The sequence below is a fragment of the Mesorhizobium sp. P2_A12 genome, assembly GCF_056405075.1.
This window is the reverse complement of sequence record NZ_JBFUCU010000013.1, coordinates 39,227-59,103: the sequence shown is the minus strand read 5'-3', so window position 1 is coordinate 59,103 and position 19,877 is coordinate 39,227. Positions and strand designations below refer to the sequence as shown.

At 63.7% G+C, this 19,877-nt stretch carries 18 protein-coding genes and 1 pseudogene; 11 read left to right on the top strand and 8 right to left on the bottom strand.

The window, feature by feature from the left end:
• The first annotated feature begins 1 nt into the window (after position 1).
• Positions 2 to 625: a cob(I)yrinic acid a,c-diamide adenosyltransferase gene (cobO, locus tag AC1DZU_RS25140; protein WP_477289334.1), complete on the top strand. Its 624-nt coding sequence runs from the start codon at positions 2 to 4 to the stop codon at positions 623 to 625.
• Positions 626 to 647: 22 nt separating this feature from the next.
• On the opposite strand, the gene cbiB is transcribed toward cobO, so the two are convergent.
• A complete protein-coding gene (gene cbiB, locus AC1DZU_RS25135) occupies positions 648 to 1,616 on the bottom strand; it encodes an adenosylcobinamide-phosphate synthase CbiB (RefSeq protein ID WP_477289332.1) in 969 nt (322 codons plus the stop codon).
• On the opposite strand from cbiB, the gene cobD reads away from it, so the two are divergent.
• On the top strand, positions 1,615 to 2,661 hold the full coding sequence (gene cobD / locus AC1DZU_RS25130; RefSeq protein WP_477289330.1) for a threonine-phosphate decarboxylase CobD: 1,047 nt from the start codon (positions 1,615 to 1,617) through the stop codon (positions 2,659 to 2,661). The two genes, cbiB and cobD, sit on opposite strands and share 2 nt — an antisense overlap.
• Positions 2,658 to 3,167: a tyrosine phosphatase family protein gene (locus tag AC1DZU_RS25125; RefSeq protein ID WP_477289328.1), complete on the top strand. Its 510-nt coding sequence runs from the start codon at positions 2,658 to 2,660 to the stop codon at positions 3,165 to 3,167. The genes cobD and AC1DZU_RS25125 overlap by 4 nt, the downstream gene beginning before the upstream one ends.
• A gap of 41 nt (positions 3,168 to 3,208) precedes the next feature.
• Here AC1DZU_RS25125 and AC1DZU_RS25120 read toward each other — a convergent pair whose 3' ends face one another.
• Both AC1DZU_RS25120 and AC1DZU_RS25115 read right to left on the bottom strand, forming a co-directional pair.
• Positions 3,209 to 4,012: a creatininase family protein gene (locus tag AC1DZU_RS25120; RefSeq protein ID WP_477289326.1), complete on the bottom strand. Its 804-nt coding sequence runs from the start codon at positions 4,010 to 4,012 to the stop codon at positions 3,209 to 3,211.
• 54 nt (positions 4,013 to 4,066) lie between these two features.
• Positions 4,067 to 4,450, bottom strand: a complete 384-nt coding sequence (locus AC1DZU_RS25115; RefSeq protein ID WP_140778289.1) for a RidA family protein — start codon at positions 4,448 to 4,450, stop codon at positions 4,067 to 4,069.
• A gap of 264 nt (positions 4,451 to 4,714) precedes the next feature.
• Here AC1DZU_RS25115 and AC1DZU_RS25110 point away from each other — a divergent pair, with 264 nt between their 5' ends.
• From AC1DZU_RS25110 to AC1DZU_RS25080, 7 genes and pseudogenes are all read left to right on the top strand, one after another.
• Positions 4,715 to 5,719: an ABC transporter substrate-binding protein gene (locus AC1DZU_RS25110; RefSeq protein ID WP_477289324.1), complete on the top strand. Its 1,005-nt coding sequence runs from the start codon at positions 4,715 to 4,717 to the stop codon at positions 5,717 to 5,719.
• An 11-nt stretch (positions 5,720 to 5,730) separates the two neighbouring features.
• The gene (locus AC1DZU_RS25105; RefSeq protein ID WP_477289322.1) at positions 5,731 to 6,561 is read left to right on the top strand and encodes an ABC transporter ATP-binding protein; all 831 of its coding nucleotides are present in this window, start codon (positions 5,731 to 5,733) and stop codon (positions 6,559 to 6,561) included.
• Positions 6,548 to 7,399: an ABC transporter permease gene (locus tag AC1DZU_RS25100; RefSeq protein WP_477289320.1), complete on the top strand. Its 852-nt coding sequence runs from the start codon at positions 6,548 to 6,550 to the stop codon at positions 7,397 to 7,399. The genes AC1DZU_RS25105 and AC1DZU_RS25100 overlap by 14 nt, the downstream gene beginning before the upstream one ends.
• 4 nt (positions 7,400 to 7,403) lie before the next feature.
• Positions 7,404 to 8,705 (top strand): cytosine deaminase, encoded by a 1,302-nt coding sequence (locus AC1DZU_RS25095; RefSeq protein ID WP_477289318.1) that lies wholly within the window; start codon positions 7,404 to 7,406, stop codon positions 8,703 to 8,705.
• Positions 8,705 to 10,104 (top strand): annotated as a pseudogene (locus AC1DZU_RS25090) (FAD-binding oxidoreductase). The gene AC1DZU_RS25095 and the pseudogene AC1DZU_RS25090 overlap by 1 nt, the downstream one beginning before the upstream one ends.
• Positions 10,104 to 10,685, top strand: coding sequence for an NAD(P)H-dependent oxidoreductase (locus AC1DZU_RS25085; RefSeq protein ID WP_477289316.1), 582 nt, complete (start codon positions 10,104 to 10,106; stop codon positions 10,683 to 10,685). The pseudogene AC1DZU_RS25090 and the gene AC1DZU_RS25085 overlap by 1 nt, the downstream one beginning before the upstream one ends.
• The gene (locus tag AC1DZU_RS25080) at positions 10,685 to 11,272 is read left to right on the top strand and encodes an NAD(P)H-dependent oxidoreductase (protein ID WP_477289314.1); all 588 of its coding nucleotides are present in this window, start codon (positions 10,685 to 10,687) and stop codon (positions 11,270 to 11,272) included. Before AC1DZU_RS25085 ends, AC1DZU_RS25080 begins: the two co-directional genes overlap by 1 nt.
• A 45-nt stretch (positions 11,273 to 11,317) precedes the next feature.
• On the opposite strand, the gene AC1DZU_RS25075 is transcribed toward AC1DZU_RS25080, so the two are convergent.
• From AC1DZU_RS25075 to AC1DZU_RS25055, 5 genes are all read right to left on the bottom strand, one after another.
• The gene (locus tag AC1DZU_RS25075) at positions 11,318 to 13,768 is read right to left on the bottom strand and encodes a GcvT family protein (RefSeq protein ID WP_477289312.1); all 2,451 of its coding nucleotides are present in this window, start codon (positions 13,766 to 13,768) and stop codon (positions 11,318 to 11,320) included.
• On the bottom strand, positions 13,765 to 14,946 hold the full coding sequence (locus tag AC1DZU_RS25070; RefSeq protein ID WP_477289310.1) for a pyridoxal phosphate-dependent aminotransferase: 1,182 nt from the start codon (positions 14,944 to 14,946) through the stop codon (positions 13,765 to 13,767). Before AC1DZU_RS25070 ends, AC1DZU_RS25075 begins: the two co-directional genes overlap by 4 nt.
• Positions 14,939 to 15,844: a homocysteine S-methyltransferase family protein gene (locus tag AC1DZU_RS25065; RefSeq protein WP_477289308.1), complete on the bottom strand. Its 906-nt coding sequence runs from the start codon at positions 15,842 to 15,844 to the stop codon at positions 14,939 to 14,941. The genes AC1DZU_RS25070 and AC1DZU_RS25065 overlap by 8 nt, the downstream gene beginning before the upstream one ends.
• Positions 15,841 to 18,294 carry a GcvT family protein gene (locus tag AC1DZU_RS25060; protein ID WP_477289306.1) on the bottom strand — a complete coding sequence of 818 codons (2,454 nt, stop codon included), beginning with the start codon at positions 18,292 to 18,294 and terminating at the stop codon, positions 15,841 to 15,843. The genes AC1DZU_RS25065 and AC1DZU_RS25060 overlap by 4 nt, the downstream gene beginning before the upstream one ends.
• Before the next feature lie 101 nt (positions 18,295 to 18,395).
• The gene (locus AC1DZU_RS25055) at positions 18,396 to 18,992 is read right to left on the bottom strand and encodes a helix-turn-helix domain-containing protein (RefSeq protein ID WP_477289304.1); all 597 of its coding nucleotides are present in this window, start codon (positions 18,990 to 18,992) and stop codon (positions 18,396 to 18,398) included.
• A gap of 171 nt (positions 18,993 to 19,163) precedes the next feature.
• Between AC1DZU_RS25055 and AC1DZU_RS25050 the strand changes: the two genes are divergently transcribed.
• Positions 19,164 to 19,868, top strand: coding sequence for a nitroreductase (locus tag AC1DZU_RS25050; protein WP_457150426.1), 705 nt, complete (start codon positions 19,164 to 19,166; stop codon positions 19,866 to 19,868).
• Positions 19,869 to 19,877: the final 9 nt, after the last annotated feature.

Below are 19,877 nucleotides of genomic sequence, written 5' to 3'. Positions count from 1 at the left end.
AATGACCGATATCGACAACAAGACCGACCGGGATGAAGAACGCCACCGCGCCAAGATGGCCAAGCGCAAGGCGGTGCAGGATGCCGAGGTGGCGGCCAAGACGATCGAGAAGGGGCTGCTGATCGTCAACACCGGGCCGGGCAAGGGCAAGACCACCGCTGCTTTTGGTCTGGCTTTGAGGATGCTTGGCTACGGCAAGCGTGTCGGCGTCGTCCAGTTCATCAAGGGCAAATGGCACACCGGCGAGAAGGATGCCTTCGCCGCCTTTGGCGACCGCGTCGTCTGGCACGCCATGGGCGAGGGGTTCACCTGGGAAACCCAGGATCTGAAGCGCGACATCGCGGCGGCCGAAGCCGCATGGGCCAAAGTGCTCGAACTGATGGCCGATCCATCGATCAGCCTGCTGGTGCTCGACGAACTGAACATCGCGCTGCGCTACGATTATCTCGATCTCGACAAAGTGGTTGCGGCGCTGAAGGTGCGGCGCGAGGGCCTGCACGTCGTCGTCACCGGCCGCAACGCCAAGCCGGCAATGGTCGAGGCGGCCGATCTCGTCACCGAAATGGGTGTAACCAAGCACCATTTCTCGGCGGGCGTGAAGGCGCAGCAAGGCATCGAGTTCTGATAGCCTTAACCAGCAGGCCCGATCACGCGACGATGACGATTGCCAAGACCAAACCGAACAGCGCGATCAGCAGATAATCGGCGACACGATAGAGTTTCAGCGCCTGCCTGATGTCGATGCTGTCGGCTTCGCGCCGACCGCCTTCGCCCATGAAGACGTCGTCGACCAGCACGCCGCCATAGCTGCGCGGTCCAGCAAGCGCCAGGCCGAGCGCGCCGGCCATTGCCGCTTCCGGCCAGCCGGCATTGGGCGAGCGGTGTTTTTTCGCGTCGCGCCACACAGCCTGCCAGGCATTTTTCGCATCAGCACCCCTGACGAGGAATGCGGCCAGCACGATCAACAGCGCCGTCAGCCGCGATGCCGGCAGGTTGATCCAATCGTCGAAGCGCGCCGCCGCCCAGCCGAACGCTTCGTGGCGCGGGGTGCGGTGGCCGATCATCGAATCGGCGGTGTTGGCGGCCTTGTAGGCAGCGCCCCCTGCCAGCCCGCCGACGCCGGTCCAGAAGGCGGGAGCAACGATGCCGTCGGAAAAATTCTCGGCCAGGCTCTCGATCGCCGCGCGGCTGACACCGGCCCGGTCGAGCGATTCGGGATCGCGGCCGACGATGCGCGAGACGGCGATGCGTCCAAGAGCAAGGCCACCGGTGTCGAGCGCGTCGGCCACGGCCTCGACATGCTCGTAGAGGCTCTTCTGCGACAGAAGCGATGTCGCCAGAAGAGCGGAAATGATCAATCCCAAGGGAACGAACCAGAGCAGGATCTGCACGGCGAGCCCGATCGCTGCCGGCACCAGCACGATGACCAGCAGCGCCTGGACACCACGCTTGCGACGCAGCGCGTCGGGATCAGTGGCGCGGTTGAGCCGGCCGTCGAGAAAGGATATCAGCCTGCCGAACCACGTCACCGGATGGCCGATGGCGCGAAACAGCCAGTCCGGGTAACCCAGGACGAATTCAGCGGCCAATGACAGGAAAGCGATCAGGATTGACATGAAGCTTCTTGATGGGGCGGTGGACCATGGTGGAAGTCTCGGCCGGGCGAGGGCGCTTTTCCCCAACGCGCCGCAGCCTTTCGTCGACCTCTCGACCGGTATCAATCCGCACTCCTACCCGCTTTTCGAGTTGCCCGCCACCACCCTGTCGCGGCTGCCGGAGGCAGCGCGTGCCAGCGAGCTGGTCGAGATCGCGGCGAGCGCCTATGGCGCGCCATCGCCAGCCAATGTGGCGGCGGCACCCGGCACGCAGATCCTGTTGCCGCGCGTCGCATCGCTGATCGCGCCCGGCAAGGCACTGGTGCTGGGTCCGACTTATGCCGAACATGCGCGGGCAGCGGCGATCGCCGGGCACGCGGTGACGGAGGTCGGCGATTTCGAAGTATTGGCGGAAGCCGACCTTGCCATCATCGTCAATCCCAACAATCCGGATGGGCGCATCATAGAGCGCGACAGGCTGCTGGCGCTGGCAGCAGGGCTGCGCGCCAAGGGCGGGCTGCTGGTGGTCGACGAGGCGTTCATGGATGTCGGCCCGCGCGAGCACAGCCTTGGCGGCGATGTCGGTCAGCGCGGCATCGTGGTGCTGCGCTCATTCGGCAAGTTCTTTGGCCTGGCCGGGCTGCGGCTCGGGTTTGCGCTTTCCGATGCGGTGACGGTCGGCCGGCTGGACACGCAATTCGGACCATGGGCCGTCGCCGGCCCGGCGCTGGAATACGGCATTCGCGCGCTTGCCGACCTTGAGTGGCAGGACGCGATGCGGGCATCCCTTGCGGAGGCATCGGCACGGCTTGATGTGCTGTTCGGCCGCTTCGGCGCTGCTGTCGCGGGCGGCACCACATTGTTCCGCTATCTCTGCTTGCACGACGCCGCCGATCTGTTTGCCAAACTTGGCGAGCGCGGCATCCTGCTGCGTCATTTCGCCGATCGTCCGGGTGTCTTGCGCGCCGGCCTGCCGGGGAGCGAGGTGGAATGGCAGCGGCTCGAATCCGCTCTTGCCGAATGGGCGTCACGGCGCGAGGATCGTTCGAAGGGTTCGAAACGATGATCCATGTCTGTTCGCTGGCAAAGGTCGAGGAAACGGTGGCAAGGACCGGCGCCGACCGCATGCTGTCGCTGCTCGCCGCCGGAACCGACGTTGTGCGCCCGGCCTCGATCGCCCGGGAAAACCATCTGCATCTGGTCATGCACGACATCGCGGTGGCGCAGGACGGCATGACCATGCCGGGCGAGGAGCATGTCCGCAACCTGCTTGATTTCGCGCGCCGATGGGACCGGGCAAAGCCGATGGTCGTGCATTGCTATGCCGGCATCAGCCGCTCGACCGCTTCCGCCTACATCATCGCCGCGGCATTGGCGCCGAAGCGCGACGAAGCCGAACTGGCGCAGACGCTGCGGGCGCTGTCTCCATCGGCGACGCCCAACCCGCGGCTGATTGCAGTGGCCGATGTGCTGCTCCACCGCAATGGCCGCATGATCGAGGCGATACAGGCGATCGGGCGCGGCGCCGACGCTTTTGAAGGAGCGCCCTTTGCGCTGAAGATCGACATCTAGGACATGTTGATATTCAGGTGACCTGCCCTGCGACTGAAGTGCTATCTCAGCCAGTCGGCAAGCTTCGCCTTACGCACATCGCGCAGCAGGCTGATGAAACCATCGGCCTGATGTTCTGATGTCAGCCGGCCTTTCTCGGCCGTGGCGATGCTGGCATCGCCGACCACGCCATTCGGGTTGAGATCGCTGGCGATCCAGGCAAAGGCATGGGTGCCGGTGTGGCGCAGCAGCGAAAATTCCTTTTCAGCCTTCGCGACATTGGAAACGAAATTGTCGGCCTTGCCCATGTCGACGAGATCAGGCCGGAAATGCAGCATCAGCGACGTCTCGACATCGCCGCCATGGATGCCGTGACGGTCTTCGATTTCGGTGTACATGCCGGCCGGGCGGCCAAAGCGCTGCCAGCTGGTCTTCACCGCCAGCATGTTTTCGCGCACACGCAGTTCGCGCGTGACGATGCCCATGATCTCTTCATTGCCGCCATGCGAATTGACGACGATCAGCTTTCGCACGCCCGCCCGCGCGATCGACAGGCCAAGTTCGGTCCAGGCCTCGACCAGCGTCGTTGCCGGCAGGGTGAGCGTGCCCGGTGCGTGAAGATGCTCGTTCGACTTGCCCACCTCCTGCACCGGCACGATGCGGATGTCGAGATCGTCGGGCAGGCGGGCAATCACCGTGTCGAGCATGCCGTTCATGATCGAGGTGTCGGTCGAGACCGGCAGATGCGGACCATGCTGCTCGATCGCCGCCAGCGGCAGCACGGCGATCGTCGCCTCCGGGTCGATCGATGCGTATTCGGTCGTGCGGTAGTCGCCCCACCACACGCGTCTTTTTGCAACGGTCATGTCACGCCTCTTCGATAATAGGTCAGACCTAGCGCGGCAAGCGCGGCCTGTCGATCACCCAGCCGCGATGGCCTCGACCTCGACCTTGAATTCAGGCCGGGCGAAACCGGAGACGATCATCAGCGTCGAGGCCGGCGCCGGGCTGGAAAACAGCCGGTCGCGGACATCCATATAGGGCCGCAGATGTGCGCGGTCGGTGACGTAGGCGTTGATGCGGACGATATCCTGCAGCCCCAGACCGGCCTCTCCGAGCACTGCCGCGATGTTGCGGAAGCAGAGCTCGGCCTGCGCGCCGGCATCTTCGGGTATCTGGTCGTCCGCCGTGATGGCGACCTGGCCCGAGCACAGCACCAGCCGCTTGCCGGCGGGCACCTCGACGCCGTGGCTGTAGCGGGCAAAGGGCGGCTTGATCGACTTCGGGGTGAGGAACTTGAACATGGCAATCTCCGGTTCGTCGGTAGCCTAAGACCGGATGCACCGTACCTTCAAGATGGCGGTGCATGTCGCTGGGGCGATTGTGGACAGGCGTTCAAAAAATAGGCACGATGCCTCTGGTGCAGCACGACCCGTCCGGCTTCGCAGATGGCTGTGGTGCAAGCGGGCGGTCCCGGCGCAAGACGCCGGTGGCATGTGTCTTGCTTCTTGAATCTCTGGTGTCGAGCCTGGCGCGTGGCGTGCCGGAGCAAACAAAGGGTGATGTTGATGTACGGAAAACAGAAGATCTCGGTGGCGGTGGTGGCCCTGCTTGCGGCCAGCACGCTCGGTGCCGCGGCGAATGAAAAAGTCACCTTCGGCACCAACTGGTTGGCCGAGCCGGAGCATGGCGGATATTATCAGGCGGTGGCTGACGGCACCTACGCCGCCTGCGGCCTCGACGTCACCATCATGCAGGGCGGTCCGCAGGTCAGCGGCCGGCCGATGCTGCTTGCCGGCAAGATCGATTTCTACATGGGCGGCAATCTGCTGTCGGCGTTCGATGCCGTCCAGCAAGGCATTCCGATGCGCGTGGTGGCGGCGGATTTCCAGAAGGACCCGCAGGTCATCATGTCCCACCCCGGCGAGGGGCTCGACAAATGGGAGGATCTGAAGAACGCCGACCAGTATATATTGGGCGACGAGGGCGTGCAGACCTTCTTCCAATGGATGGTCATCGAACTCGGCTTCGATGCCGCCAAGCGCGCGCCCTACACCTACAACACCGCCCCATTCCTCGCCAACAAGAAGTCGATCCAGCAGGGCTATGTCACCTCCGAGCCATTCGCGGTCAAGAAGGAAGGCGGCTTCGTACCGAACCAGTTCCTGCTTGCCGACTATGGCTGGGATACCTACTCGACGACGATCGAAGTGATGCAGGACACGATCGACAAGAAGCCGGAAGTGGTCCAGTGCTTCGTCGATGGCTCGGCCAAGGGCTGGTACAAATATCTCTACGGCGACAACAAGGCCGCCAACGACATGATCAAGAAAGACAATCCTGACATGAGCGACGAGCAGATCGCCTTCTCGATCGAGCAGATGAAGAAGTTCGGCCTCGCCGATTCAGGCGACACCGAAAAACTCGGCATCGGTGCCATGACCGACACGCGCATCCAGAGCTTCTACGACAAGATGGTCAAGGCCAAGGTCACGCCAGCCGGCATCGACATCAAGAAGGCCTACACGCTGACCTTCGTCAACAAGGGCGTCGGGCTCGAGCTGAAGAAGTAGGCCGTTCCGGCATGATGCAGGAGAATGTGGCGCAAGCGCCAGCGAGCGCGTCGGATGTCGCTCCGACATTGCTGGCGCTGCGTGGCGTCGGCAAGGCCTTTTCCAACGGCGTGACGGCGCTCAGCGATGTCGATCTGACGATCCGGGAAGGCGATTTCCTCAGCCTGCTCGGACCGTCCGGTTGCGGCAAGTCGACGGCGCTACGGCTGATCGCCGGCCTGTCGACGCCGACCTCCGGCGTGCTCGACTGGCGCGGCGGCGGCTCGCTTGACCGCTCGAACATCGGCTTCGTCTTCCAGGAGCCGACGCTGCTGCCCTGGGCCAGCGTCTTCGACAATGTCTGGCTGCCGCTCAGGCTGAAAGGCGTTTCCCGCGCCAAGGCGGCGCCGGCGGTGACGGAAATGCTGGCGCGGGTTCACCTGACCGGCTTCGAAGACGCAGTGCCGCGCGAACTGTCCGGCGGCATGAAGATGCGCGTCTCGATCGCGCGCGCCATGGTGACGAAACCGCGGGTGCTGTTGATGGACGAACCGTTCGCCGCGCTCGATGAGATTACCCGCTTCAAGCTCAACAACGATCTTCTGGAGTTGTGGCAGGACGAGCGCTTCACCGTCGTCTTCGTCACCCACAGCGTCTTCGAAAGCGTCTTTCTCTCCAACCGTGTCGTCGTCATGGCGGCGCGGCCGGGCAGGGTGTTCGACGAACTCGCAATCGAGGCAGCCTATCCGCGCGACGAGGCGTTCCGGACCTCGCCCGACTATGCGGCGTTGTGCCGGCAGGCCTCCGACGTGTTGGTCAAGGCCATCAATTCAACAGCAGGCGCGCACCATGACGGCCATTGACGAGGGCGTGCTTAAGCTCGATCCCGAGGAAGCGCGCCGCGTGCGCCAGGAGCGGCTCGAACGGATCGGCCGTTGGGTGCTGCCGCTGGCGATCATGATCCTGGCGATCTGGCTGTGGGATCGCATCTGTGTGTGGAATGCAATCCCGCAATACATCCTGCCGCGCCCCGGCGTGGTGCTATGGACGCTCTACAACGATGCCGGCCTGCTGTTTTCCGCGCTGCTGGTGACCTTGCGCATCACCTTCCTCAGCCTGGCCTTGGCCGTCATCGGCGGTGTCGGGCTGGCGGTGCTGTTCGCGCAATCGAAATGGGTCGAGATGTCGTTCTTCCCGTTCGCCATCGTTCTGCAGGTGACACCGATCGTGGCGATCTTTCCGCTGATCAACATCTATGTCGACAACCAGACGACGAAGCTTCTGCTCTGCGCCTGGATCGTCGCCTTCTTTCCGATCCTGTCCAACACCACGCTCGGCCTCAACTCGGTCGACCGCAACCTGCGCGACATGTTCAAGCTCAATGGCGCGACGCGCTGGCAGCAGTTGCGCTATCTCAGATTGCCGGCGGCGATGCCGTATTTCCTGGGCGGGTTGAAGATCGCCGGCGGCTTGTCGCTAATCGGCGCCGTGGTGGCCGAGTTCGTCGCCGGCGCCACCGGCCAGTCTTCGGGGCTTGCCTCACGCATCATCGAAGCCGGCTACCGGCTCAACGCGCCGCGGCTGTTCGCGGCGCTGTTCCTGATCTCGCTCACCGGCATCCTGATCTTCCTCGTGCTGTCGCTGATTTCGCATCTCATTCTAAGGCGCTGGCACGAAAGCGCGCTGAAGCAGGAGCGCTAGTTCCTTGGTACCGAACACAGGTTCCTATTGCCTCGCCAACGCGCGGCTTCACGCGTCCCTGACGCCGGGATTCACCGCTGTTTTCGACAGCGATGGCTTTGCGCTTGCGGACATCGCTGTCGCCGACGGCAAAATCGCAGGCATTGTCGCACATGGCCGTACAGCACTACCGGTGGACGCCGTCGACCTCGGCGGCCGCATCATCCTGCCGTGCTTCGTCGACTGCCATACACATATCGACAAGGGCCATATCTGGCCGCGAAAACCCAATCCCGACGGCACCTTCATGGGTGCGCTGAACGCCACCGGCGCCGACCGTGCTGCGCGCTGGAAGGCAGAGGACGTGGCACGGCGCATGGATTTCTCGCTACGCTCAGCCCATGCGCATGGCACCAGGGCGCTGCGTACTCATCTCGACAGCGTCGCCCCGCAAGAGGAGATCTCCTGGCCGGTGTTCGAGACGATGCGTGAGACATGGCGCGGCCGCATCGAGTTGCAGGGCGCGTGCCTGATCGGCATCGAGGGCGTGCGCGACAAAAAATGGTTCGACAGGCTGGCAAAAAGGGTTGCCGCGGCCAAGGGTGTTCTCGGTGTCGTCACCTATATGGTGCCGGACCTGGAAGAGCTGCTCGACCATGTCTTCGCGCAAGCGATCGCGCATGGGCTCGATCTCGATTTCCATGCCGACGAGACCGACGACATCGCCGCGATCTCGCTGAAGAAGATCGCCGAGGCGGCACTGTGGAACGGCTTCGAGGGCAACATCCTCGTCGGCCATTGCTGCTCGCTGGCGCGCCAGCCCGACCTCGATGTGCTCGACACGCTGGACAAGGTGGCGAAGGCCGGGCTCGCGGTCGTGTCGCTGCCGATGTGCAACCTCTATCTGCAGGATCGGCGCGGCGACCTCACCACGCCGCGCTGGCGCGGCGTGACGCTGCTGCACGAGATGAAGGCGCGTGGCATTCCGGTCGCCGTTGCCTCCGACAACACGCGTGACCCGTTCTATGCCTATGGCGATCTCGACATGCTGGAGGTCTACCGCATGGCGACGCGCATCCTGCATTTCGATCATCCGGTCGCCGACTGGCCGCAAGCGGTCACCGCGACACCTGCCAGGGTGATGCGGCTCGACGGTTTCGGCACGCTTGTTGCCGACGGTGATGCCGACTTCATCGTGTTCAAGGGCAGGAGCTGGACGGAATTGCTGTCGCGGCCCGAATCGGATCGCATCGTCGTGCGCAGCGGGCGCGCGATCGACCGGCAATTGCCCGACTATGCCGAACTCGACGAACTGATGGTGGAATGATGGACGTTTCGGCGCTCAAACGCGATCTCGAAGGCCTGAAGCTCGACGACAATCCGGCCATCGTCCAGCAGAAGAGCCGCGACTTCTACTGGTACAGCCCGGTGCTGAAGCGGCAGCTCGACCATATCACCGGCGACCTGATCGTGACGCCGAAGAACGAGGCCGAGCTGATCCGCGTGCTTGCGGCCTGCCACAAGCATGGCGTGCCGGTGACGCCGCGCGGCAGCGGCACGGGCAACTACGGCCAGGCCATGCCGCTCTCCGGCGGCGTGGTGCTCAATCTTGCCGAGATGAACGAAATCAAGTCGATCGCGCCGGGCCGAGTGGTGACCGGACCGGGTGCGGTCCTGGCCGACATCGACAAGGCAACGCGGGCGCATTCCGGCCAGGAACTCCGGCTGTCGCCGTCCACCTACAACACCGCCTCGATCGGCGGTTTCATCGCCGGCGGCTCGGGCGGCGTCGGCTCGATCAATTTCGGCGGCTTGCGCGATTTCGGCAATGTCCTGCGGCTGCGCGTGGTGACCATGGAGGCCGAGCCGAAAGCGCTCGAACTCACCGGCGAGGATTTGCACAAGGTGACCCACGCCTATGGCACCAACGGCATCATCACCGAAGTCGAGATGCCGCTGACATCAGCCTATGACTGGGTCGATGTCATTGTCGGTTTCGACAGCTTCATGAAGGCGGCCCGCTATGGCAATGCGCTGGCTTGCCAGGACGGCATCCTGACCAAGCTGATCACGCCGATAGCGGCGCCCGTGCCGCAGCTCTATTTCAAGCGGCACCAGAAGTTCCTCAAGGAAGGGCAGAGCATCTGTGTGGTCATGGTGGCGCAGCATGGCCTCGACGCCTTCCTGGCCTTCACCCGCCGAGCCGGCGGCGAGGTGATCTTCAATGCCGCCACAGCGACGCCGGAGGACAAGAAGGGCCTGCCGCCCGCCTATGAGCTTGCCTGGAACCACACGACGCTCAGGGCGCTGCGCGTCGATCCCTCGATCACTTATCTGCAATCGCTCTATCCCTTTCCCAAGCAGCTGGCATTGGTCGAGAAGATGGACGCGATGTTTCCTGGCGAGGTTTTTTCGCATCTCGAATTCGTGCGGCTGGACGGCAACATCACCTGCTTCGGCCTGCCGCTGGTCAAGTTCACCACCGAAGCGCGGCTCGACGAAATCGTGCGCCTGCATGAGGAGAATGGCTGCCCGATCTTCAACCCGCACCGCTACACGAAGAGGGCGGCATGAAGCAGACGGATGCGGTGCAGCTTGCCTTCAAGCGCGAGACCGATCCGCAGGGCCTGCTCAACCCCGGCAAGATGATCGCCTGGGAGAACCCGGACTATGACTACCGTTCGGGCCGGACATTCCTGTTCAAGGGGCTGCAGAAAGCCGGCTGATGAACATCCTCGTCCTCCACGCCCATCCGGTCGAGACCAGCTTCAATGCCGGCCTGCACCGGATCATCGTCGAGCGGCTGGCGGCAGCGGGCCATGAGGTCGACGACTGCGATCTCTACGCCGAGGATTTCGATCCGCGGCTGACGCGCCAGGAGCGGCTGAACTACCACAATCAGCGCGGCCCGGCCGACCCTGCGGCCCCCTATGTCGAGCGCCTGCTGCGGGCCGAAGCGCTGGTTCTTTCCTATCCGGTCTGGAATTATGGCTTTCCGGCGGTCCTGAAAGGTTTCTTCGATCGCGTCTTCCTGCCTGGCGTGTCGTTCAAGCTGGTCAACGGCAAGGTGCAGCCGTCGCTGCACAACATAGTCAAGGTCGCGGCGGTGACCACCTATGGCGGCAGCCGGTTCCGCGCCATGCTGATGGGCGACCCGCCGCGCAAGCTGATCAAGCGCATGCTGCGCGCCACGGTAAAGCCCGGCGCGCCGGTGAGCTATCTCGCGCACTATGCGATGAACCTCTCGACCACTGAAACGCGCAGGGCCTTCATGGCGAAGGTCGCGGCCAGCATGGACGCCTTCTGATGCGGGCACTGGTGGTCTACTGCCATCCGGTGCCGGAGAGTTTTTGCGCGGCGATCCGCGACACGGCCGTCGAGGTGCTGAAGGCGCGAGGCTGGGAGGTGCGGCTGCTCGACCTCTATGCGGAAAAGTTCGACCCGGTGATGGGTTGCGACGAGCGGCGTTCCTACAACGACCAGGCGCCGCAAGACCCGGCGCTGAAGCCGCATTTCGAGCTGCTTAACTGGGCCGAGGCGATCCTGTTTGTCTATCCGACCTGGTGGTACGGGCTGCCGGCGATGCTGAAGGGCTGGCTCGACCGGGTGTGGGCGACGGACGTCGCCTTCAAGCTGCCGGCGGGCAAGGGGCGGATCAAGTCGCTGATGACGCATGTGACCAAGGTCGGTGTCATCACTACCTGCGGTGCACCGACCTGGTGGAGCGTCGTCGTCGGCCAGCCCGGACGCAAGACCCTGCTGCGCGGCATGCGGGCGCTGTGCGCGACGCGCTGCCGGACTTTCTTCCTGGCGCACTATCTGATGGATGCCTCGACGCCGGCGACGCGGGCAGCGTTTCTGCTCAAGGTGCGGGCGAAGCTGGAGCGGTTCTGAGGGATTAGCATCTTCTCCCCGTGAAACGGGGAGAAGGGTAAGACGCTACATCCTCGTCCGCTCCGACTTCGGATCATACATCGGCTTCAGCGATGCTTCCGCGGCGAAGCGTTCGCCGGCGATCTCGATCTCATAGGACGAACTCAGCACGTCAGCCTCACTCTCGCCCTGGCACGGCACATAGCCCAGCCCAACGGCGCCGCCGAGGTGATGACCGTAATTGCCCGAGGTTATCGGGCCGACAATCCTGCCGTCGCGCAGGATCGCCTCGTTGTGGAAGAGCAGGGGTTGCGGTTCCTTCAACCGGAACTGCAGCAGCCGGCGTGACAGGCCGGCCTCCTTCTTCCGCAGCACCGCATCGCGACCGATGAAGTCGCCCTTGGCCGTCTTCACGGCAAAGCCGAGGCCTGCTTCCAGCACATTGTCCTCATCGGTGATGTCGTGGCCGAAATGGCGGAAGGCTTTTTCGATGCGGCAGGAATCCAGCGTGTGCAGGCCGCAAAGCTTCAAGCCGACATCCGCACCCACATCGTCGATCGCCTCGAAGACATGGGCTGCCTGGTCGGTCGAGACATAGAGTTCCCAGCCGAGTTCTCCGACATAGGTGACGCGATGGGCGCGGGCCAGGCCCATGCCGATCTCGATCTCCTGGAACGTCCCAAACGGGTTGGCTTCGTTGGAGAAATCATTCGGGCTGACCTTCTGGACCAGCTTTCGTGAGTCCGGCCCCATCAGGCAAAGCACGGCTTCAGCGGCGGTGACATCGGCGACGACCACGAACTCGTCGGTCAGATGCTTGCGCAGCCAGGCGAGGTCTCGCTGCAGCGTCGCGCCGGGAACGACAAGGAAGAAAGCCGTTTCCGACAGCCGCGAGACGGTGAGGTCGCTTTCGATGCCGCCGCGCTGGTTGAGCATCTGTGTGTAGACGATCTTGCCCGGCGCCACGTCCATATCGTTGGCGCAGAGCTTTTGCAGGAAGGCGCAGGCATCGCGGCCCTCGACGCGGATTTTGCCGAACGAGGTCATGTCGAACAGGCCGACCTTGTTCCTGACCGCCAGATGCTCCTCGCGCTGGTTGTCGAACCAGTTCTGCCGCTTCCAGGAATAGCGGTATTCGCGCTCCTGGCCCTCGCGAGCGAACCAGTTGGCGCGCTCCCAGCCGGCGACCTCACCGAAGACGGCGCCACGCGCCTTGAGATGTTCATGCAGGGGCGAGCGACGGACATTGCGCGAGGTCGCCATCTGCCGATAGGGGAAATGATCGGCATAGAGCAGGCCGAGCGTTTCGGAGACGCGCTCCTTTAAATAGCGGCGGTTCTTCTGGAATGGCTGGGCGCGGCGAATGTCGACTTCCCACAGATCAAAGGGTGCTTCGCCGTCATTGATCCACTGCGCCAGCGCCATGCCGGCGCCACCGGAGGAGACGATGCCGATCGAGTTGTAGCCGGTCGCCATCCAGTAGCCGGACAGCTCCGGCGCCTCGCCGAGATAGTAGCGGTCATCCGGCGTAAAGCTCTCGGGACCGTTGAAGAAGGTGTGGATGCCGGCGGTCGCCAGCATCGGCATGCGGTTGACGCCCATTTCGAGGATCGGCTCGAAATGGTCCATGTCCTCGGGCAACTGGTCGAAGCAGAAATCCTCGCGGATGCCGTCCATGCCCCAGGGTTTTGCCACCGGCTCGAAGGCACCCAGCATCATCTTGCCGGCGTCTTCCTTGTAATAGGCGCACTCGTCCGGAACGCGCAGCACCGGCAGGCGGGTAAGGCCCGGGATGAGCTCGGTGACAAGGTAAAAGTGCTCGCAGGCGTGCAGCGGGATGGTGACGCCGTTCTGGGCGCCAAGCTCACGCGCCCACATGCCGGCGCAGTTGACGACGATGTCGGCTTCGATCGTGCCTTGTTCTTCACCTTGCACCCACGACACGCCGGTGACGCGGCCGGCCTTGGTATGGACCTTGGTGACTTTCACATTCTCGACGATGGTCGCGCCGCGCTGGCGCGCACCCTTGGCCAGTGCCATCGCAATGTTGGCGGGGTCGCACTGGCCGTCGAGCGGCAGATGCACGGCGCCGACGACGTCGGACACATTGAGATGCGGGTACATCTCCTTGACTTCATTGGGCGAAATCTCGCGCACGTCGACGTCGAACGCGCGGGCGAGAGACGCCTGCCGGTAGATTTCATGCTTGCGCTCTTCGGTCAGCGCCACGGTGATCGAGCCGACCTGGCGCATGCCGGTGCCGACCTCGGTCTCGGCTTCAAGCTTGACGTAGAGGTCGGCCGAGTATTTCGCCAGCCGGGTCATGTTCTGCGAGCCGCGCAACTGGCCGATCAGGCCGGCAGCGTGCCAGGTCGTGCCCGACGTCAGTTGCTTGCGCTCCAGGAGCACGATGTCGGTAAAGCCGAGCTTGGCCAGATGATAGGCGACAGAACAGCCGGAGACGCCGCCGCCGATGATGACAGCCCTTGCCTTGGTGGGGATGGCCTTGGCGGTCATGCGGCCTCGCGGCGATAGCTGGAAGCAAAACGGCGCAGCCGAAGCGCTGCTTCCTGCAGCACGGGCTCCGGCTGGCAGAGGCTGATGCGGATGTGGCCGGCGGCGGCCTCGCCGAAGCTGGAGCCGGGCATCACGCCGACCTTTTCCTTGTCGAGCAAAGCCCAGGCGAATTTCTCGTCGTCGGGTTCGACGGCCGATACGTCGAGCATGACGTACATGCCACCTTCAGAACCGCGCACGGTGACATCGTTCATGCCACGCACGGCGTCGAGCAGGATGGTGCGGCGCGCGGCGTAGCGTTCGGCGATTTCCTTGACGCCATAGCGGTTCTCGAGCGCTTCGGAGCAGGCAATCGAGATGAAGGCCGGCAAGCCATAGGTCGTCACCAGATTGAGATTGACCAGCAGCGAGATCATCTCTTGCGGGCCCGTCAGCCAGCCCATGCGCCAGCCGGTCATGCCGTGGCTCTTCGACATGGAATTGATGACCAGAGTGCGCTCGGCCATGCCGGGCAGCGAGCGTGGCGAGACGTGCTCGCCGCCGCCTAGTGTCCAGTAGACCTCGTCCGACAACAGCCAGAGGTCATGCTCCCTGCAGACCTCGGCCAGTTGTTCCAGCCGCTCGCGCGAATAGACCGCACCGGTCGGGTTGTTCGGCGTGTTGATCAGGATGGCGCGGGTGTTGGGCCGAAGTGCTGCGCGGATCATGTCGGCATGCGGCTGGAAGCCATCCTCGGCCGGCGTCTCGACTACGGTGAAGTTCGCGCCGGCGGCGCTGAACGTGTTGGGATAGGTGGCGTAGTAGGGCGCCACCACGATGGCATGATCGCCCTGGTCGAGAACGGCCTGCACGGCCGCATAGAGAGCGGCCTGGCCGCCCGGCGTGGCGATGACCTGGTCCGGTGTCGTCTCGACGCCGGTGCAGGCGCTCGATGCCGCCGCCATGGCCTTGCGCAGGCGCGGCAGGCCGGGAAGCGGGGTGTAGTGGTGATTGCTGCCGCGAACCGCTGCCACACAGGCTTCGATCGTTTCCGAGGGCGTATCGAAATCATGGTCGCCGACCGACAACATGATGATGTCCTCGCCGGCCTCCTTGCGGGTCCAGGCGGCGAAATGGACTTCCCAGCCATCCTTGCCCGAAGGCACGATGCCGGAGATGCGCGATGATGGTCTAGGCATGTATATCTCCCGAAATTTCATAGCCGGCCCGTTCGAGCCGGTCGCGCAGCGCCGCGATATGTGCCGGTCCGACTTCGCAGCAGCCGCCGACGATGTCCGCGCCGGCCTCCACCCAGCCGATCGCGTGGTCGGCATAGGCGTCCGGACCGAGGTCGTGGCGGGCATGCAGGACATCGACGGTGCCGCCGTGCTTGAGCGCTTCGGTGGAGGTGAAGCCATTGGCATAGGCGCCGACCGGGCCGCCCAGGTCGATCAGTTCAGGCAAAGCCGCGGCGATCGCTTCCGGCCGGCAGCAGTTGAGCAGCCGCGCGGCGACAGTCAGGCCGTCGAGCGCGCTTGCTGCGGTGGCTATTGTCTCGCCGCTGCGAAGGTGTGGCTTGCCGTGATCGGCCAGTGTCCAAGATACCCATATGGGTTTGCCGCTTTCCGACGCGGCTGTGACCGCCGCGCGCGCTTCCTCGGCCGACGCCATGGTCTCGCACAGGAACAGGTCGACGCCATCAGCCTGCTCGGCAACGATGCGGCGATAGATGTCGAGCGTATCCTGATATGAAATGGTCAGCGCGGGCGCGTAGCTGCCGAAAAGCGGCGACAGGCAGCCGGCGATCGCTGTATCGCCGGTCTGGTCGCGGGCCTGCTTAGCCAATTCGATGCCGCGCTTCTGCAAAGGCTTGAAGAGGTCTTCCGCACCCTCACGCGCCAGGCGTTCGGGTGTCGCCGAATAGGTGTTTATGGTGATGACGCGGGCGCCGGCACGGATAAATTCCGCGTGCAGGTCGCGCACGAGATCCGGCTCGTCGATCAGTACCCTGGCCGACCATAGTGGCGTCGGCTCGGATTTGCTGCGGCGGACCAATTCCTGGCCCATGCCGCCATCCGTGAGGATGATTTTCTTCACGCGCGCAGCCTCTCGTTCTTCGGATCCCACAAGGGCTCGTCTTTCTGCACGACCGCCTGAAAACGGTCGCCGAAGATTTCGACCTCGATCCTTGTTCCCGGTTCCGCCAGATCGGCGCGCAGCATGCCGAGCGCAATCGATTTGTCGATCCGATGACCCCAGCCGCCCGATGTCGTTTCGCCGACGATCTTGCCGTCGTGCCAGAGTGTGGAAACAGAAGGGGCGTCGCAGTCACCGGGGTTCTCGACGACCAGCGTGACGAAACGCTTCTTTACCCCTTGCTGCTTCTCGTTCAGCAGTGCCGCCTTGCCGCGGAAATCCGGCTTGTCCCATTTGACGAAGCGCTCCAATCCGCCTTGGAGGATCGAATAGTCGGTCGTCAGGTCACCCTTCCAGGTGCGGTAGCCTTTTTCGAGCCGCAGCGAATCCAGCGCGTACATGCCGAATGGTCTCAGGCCATGCTGCTCTCCGGCCGCACAGATGGCGTCAAAGATGGCCGCGGTGTCGTCGACCCTGGTGTGGATTTCCCAGCCGAGTTCGCCGGCGAAGGAGACGCGTATGAGTTTCGCCCAGCGTCCGGCGATCTTCGTCTCCTGATGCGTCAGCCACGGCAAAGTGAGGTCGGCCCCGCAGACATCGGCGAGGATTTTTCGCGAGTTCGGGCCGGCCAGGATCTGGGTGGAAAATTCCTCGGTGCGGTCGACCAGCCTGAACGGCGCGTCCTTGGGCATGCGCGATTTCAGCCATTCGAAATCATGCCATTGCGCGACCGCAGCGGTGATCAGCGTCATCAGGTTCTCGTCATGACGCACGACCGACATTTCGGTGACGATGCGGCCCTTGTCATCGGCGAAATAGACGAGGCCGATGCGGCCAGGCTTCGGCACCAGACCGGTGACCTGCAGGTTCAGCCATTCGGCGGCACCCGGGCCGTCGAGGTTGAAGCGCGAGAAGCCCGGCAGGTCCAGGATGCCGGCCGCGTCGCGAACGGCCAGACATTCCTCGCGGACGCGATGCTGCCACGGCCCTTCGCGACGGAAGGTCAGTGTCGCTTCCTCGGAGATGTCGTCGCCGTCTTTCGCGTACCAGGTGGCGCGTTCCCAGCCATTATAGGCATCGAAGCGGGCACCGAGCGCCTTGATGCGATCATGGATCGGCGACAGCTTGCGCTCGCGGCCTTCCGGCCAGGCATGGCGCGGGAACTGGATGGCGTATTCGTTGCCGTAGATCTCCAAACCCTTGGCGACGCAGTAGTCCGGCGCCGCGGCAAAGGAGGTGAAGCGGCGCGGATCGCATGACCACATGTCCCATTCGGTCTGGCCCTCTGTCACCCATTCGGCCAGCACCTTGCCGGCGCCGCCGCCCTGGGCGATGCCGAAGGTGAAGACGCAGGCCTCGAAGGCGTTGGGAACGCCGGGCATCGGCCCGATCAGCGGATTGCCGTCCGGCGTATAGGGGATCGGCCCGTTGATGACCTTGGACAGGCCGGCGGTGCCCAGGATCGGCACGCGGGCGACCGCATCGGCCAGATAATGCTCCAGCCGGTCGAGGTCGTCGGGGAACAACTGGAAGGAAAAGTCCTCGGGCATCTGATCATTGTGGGTCGCCCAATGCGCGCGGCAGTTGCGCTCATAGGGGCCGAGATTCATGCCGTTCTTTTCCTGGCGCAGATAGTAGGAGGTGTCGACGTCGCGCAGCAGCGGCAGTTTCTTGCCCTGTTCCTTCGACCATGCCGCCAGTTCGGGGATTTCCTCGAACAATATGTACTGATGGCTCATCACCATCATCGGCACCTCGCGGCCGAACATCTTGCCGACTTCGGCGGCGCGGTAGCCGGCGGCATTGACGACGATCTCGCAGCGGATTTCGCCTTGCGCGGTCTCGACCACCCATTCGTCATTCTCGCGGCGCACGCCGGTGACCGGGCAGAAGCGGATGATCCTGGCGCCCATGTCACGCGCGCCCTTGGCCAGCGCCTGGGTCAGCTGCGCCGGATCGATGTCGCCGTCGCTCGGATCGTAGAGTGCGCCTTTCAGATCATGCGTCTCGATGAAGGGGTAGCGGCGTCTGATCTCGTCGACGCCAACGACGTCGATGTCCATGCCCTGATAGCGGCCCATGCCCTTGGCGCGCTGGAACTCCTGCATGCGCTCGACCGAGTGGGCGAGGCGCAGCGACCCAGTGACGTGGTAGTTCATGGGATAGTCGACCGCTTCGGCCAGCCCGCGGTAAAGCTCGGTCGAATAGCGCTGCATGTTCATCAGCGACCAAGACGAGGAGAAGGTCGGCACATTGCCGGCGGCATGCCAGGTCGAGCCGGAGGTCAGCTCGTTCTTTTCGAGCAGCACGCAGTCGGTCCAACCCGCCTTGGCGAGATGATAGAGCGCGGACGTGCCGACGGCACCCCCTCCGATGATCACCACGCGTGCCGTGCTCGGCAAACCCGCCATGTTCTTCTCCCTGACAAACCCAAAGCGCGTTGCGCTTTCCATTTTTGTTTTTGATGCCTGTCGTTGTCCCAAACCGCTGCACGCTTTTGGGCGACATGCATTCAATAGACTGGCGGGGCAACCACCCAGATGACAACCGCCGGCTCGGTACCCGGATTGCGCCAGCGGTAGGGTTTGCCATCGAAGCGAAAGGAGTCGCCTTCGCCGAGCCGATGCCAGACGCCCGATATCTCGATGTCGAACAGTCCCGACGCGACGTATCCGGCCTCCTCGGTCGGCCGGCGCGCCTCGGTCTTCAGCTCCGCGCCCGGCGCGAAGACCGAACGCACCATCTCGAAGCTACCGCCGAGATCGGGCGACAGAAGCTCCTCCACCAGGCCGGATTCGCTTGTGCCAAGCGTGCGGCGCCTGCCGGCACGCACAACCACGCCACGCTCGCTTTCGACAGGCACCTCATGGCTGAAGAACAGGCTGATCGGCACGCCGAACAATTCAGCGAAGGCTCTGAGGTCGCTGAGCGATGGCGTCGAGAGGCCACGTTCGACCTGGCTGACCCAGCCGACCGAACGGCCAAGCTTCAGGCCGATCTCGGCAAGCGTCAGCCCGCGCGCCTTGCGCAGCGCCCTGATATCGCCGGCCAGAACGCGTTCGTCAGGTCCCTGCAATGTTCGTGCGATAGGTGAAGGCAAAACGCTCACTTCATGAAAATTTGCATCCGAATTTCATGAGAAATGAAGCTCATGAAAAAATCAAGTGGATTTTCACAGATGCTCAAGATTTGCTTGCAGGATTTTGGCGGTTCATGCAAAGGCTCGGGCACGAACGGCGAGTGGGGACGTCTGGTCGAGACGGGGGTTAAAGGACGGCCCATGCTTGAAAAGAACACCCGAATTGCGGACGAGGCCGAGATTGTCGACGAGGCGATCCTGTCGCGCCGCTCGGTGCGCGCATTCCTGCCCGACATGGTCGACGACGACACCATCCGCGCCATTCTGTCGGTTGCGGCGCGCGCTCCATCCGGCACCAACATGCAGCCGTGGAAGGTCTACGTCACCAAGGGCGAGACCAAGCAGCAGATCACCGACGCCATCCTCAACTCGGGCATCCGCGCCGAAAAGGCCGATTGGGACGAGTACCGCTACTATCCGACCCAGTTCTTCGAGCCCTATCTGACCCGACGGCGCGCCAACGGCTTCGGGCTCTATGGCGCGCTCGGCATCGGCCGCCGCGAGGTCGACAAGATGCGCGCCCAGCACGATCGCAACTTCGTCTTCTTCGATGCGCCGGTCGGCATGATCTTCACCATCGACCGCCGGCTCAACCAGGGTTCATGGATCGACTACGGCATGTTCCTGCAAAACATCATGGTCGCGGCGCGGGGCAGGGGTTTGCACACTTGCCCCCAAGCGGCGTTCGCCCCCTATCACCGGCAGATCAGGCCGGTGCTCAATATTCCCGACGAGGAGATCGTCGTCTGCGGCATGGCGCTTGGCCATGAGGACATTTCCAAACCCGAAAACGCCTTCCGCACTGACCGCGTACCGCTGGAAGAGTGGGTGACGTTCAGCGAGTAAGCCGGCCGC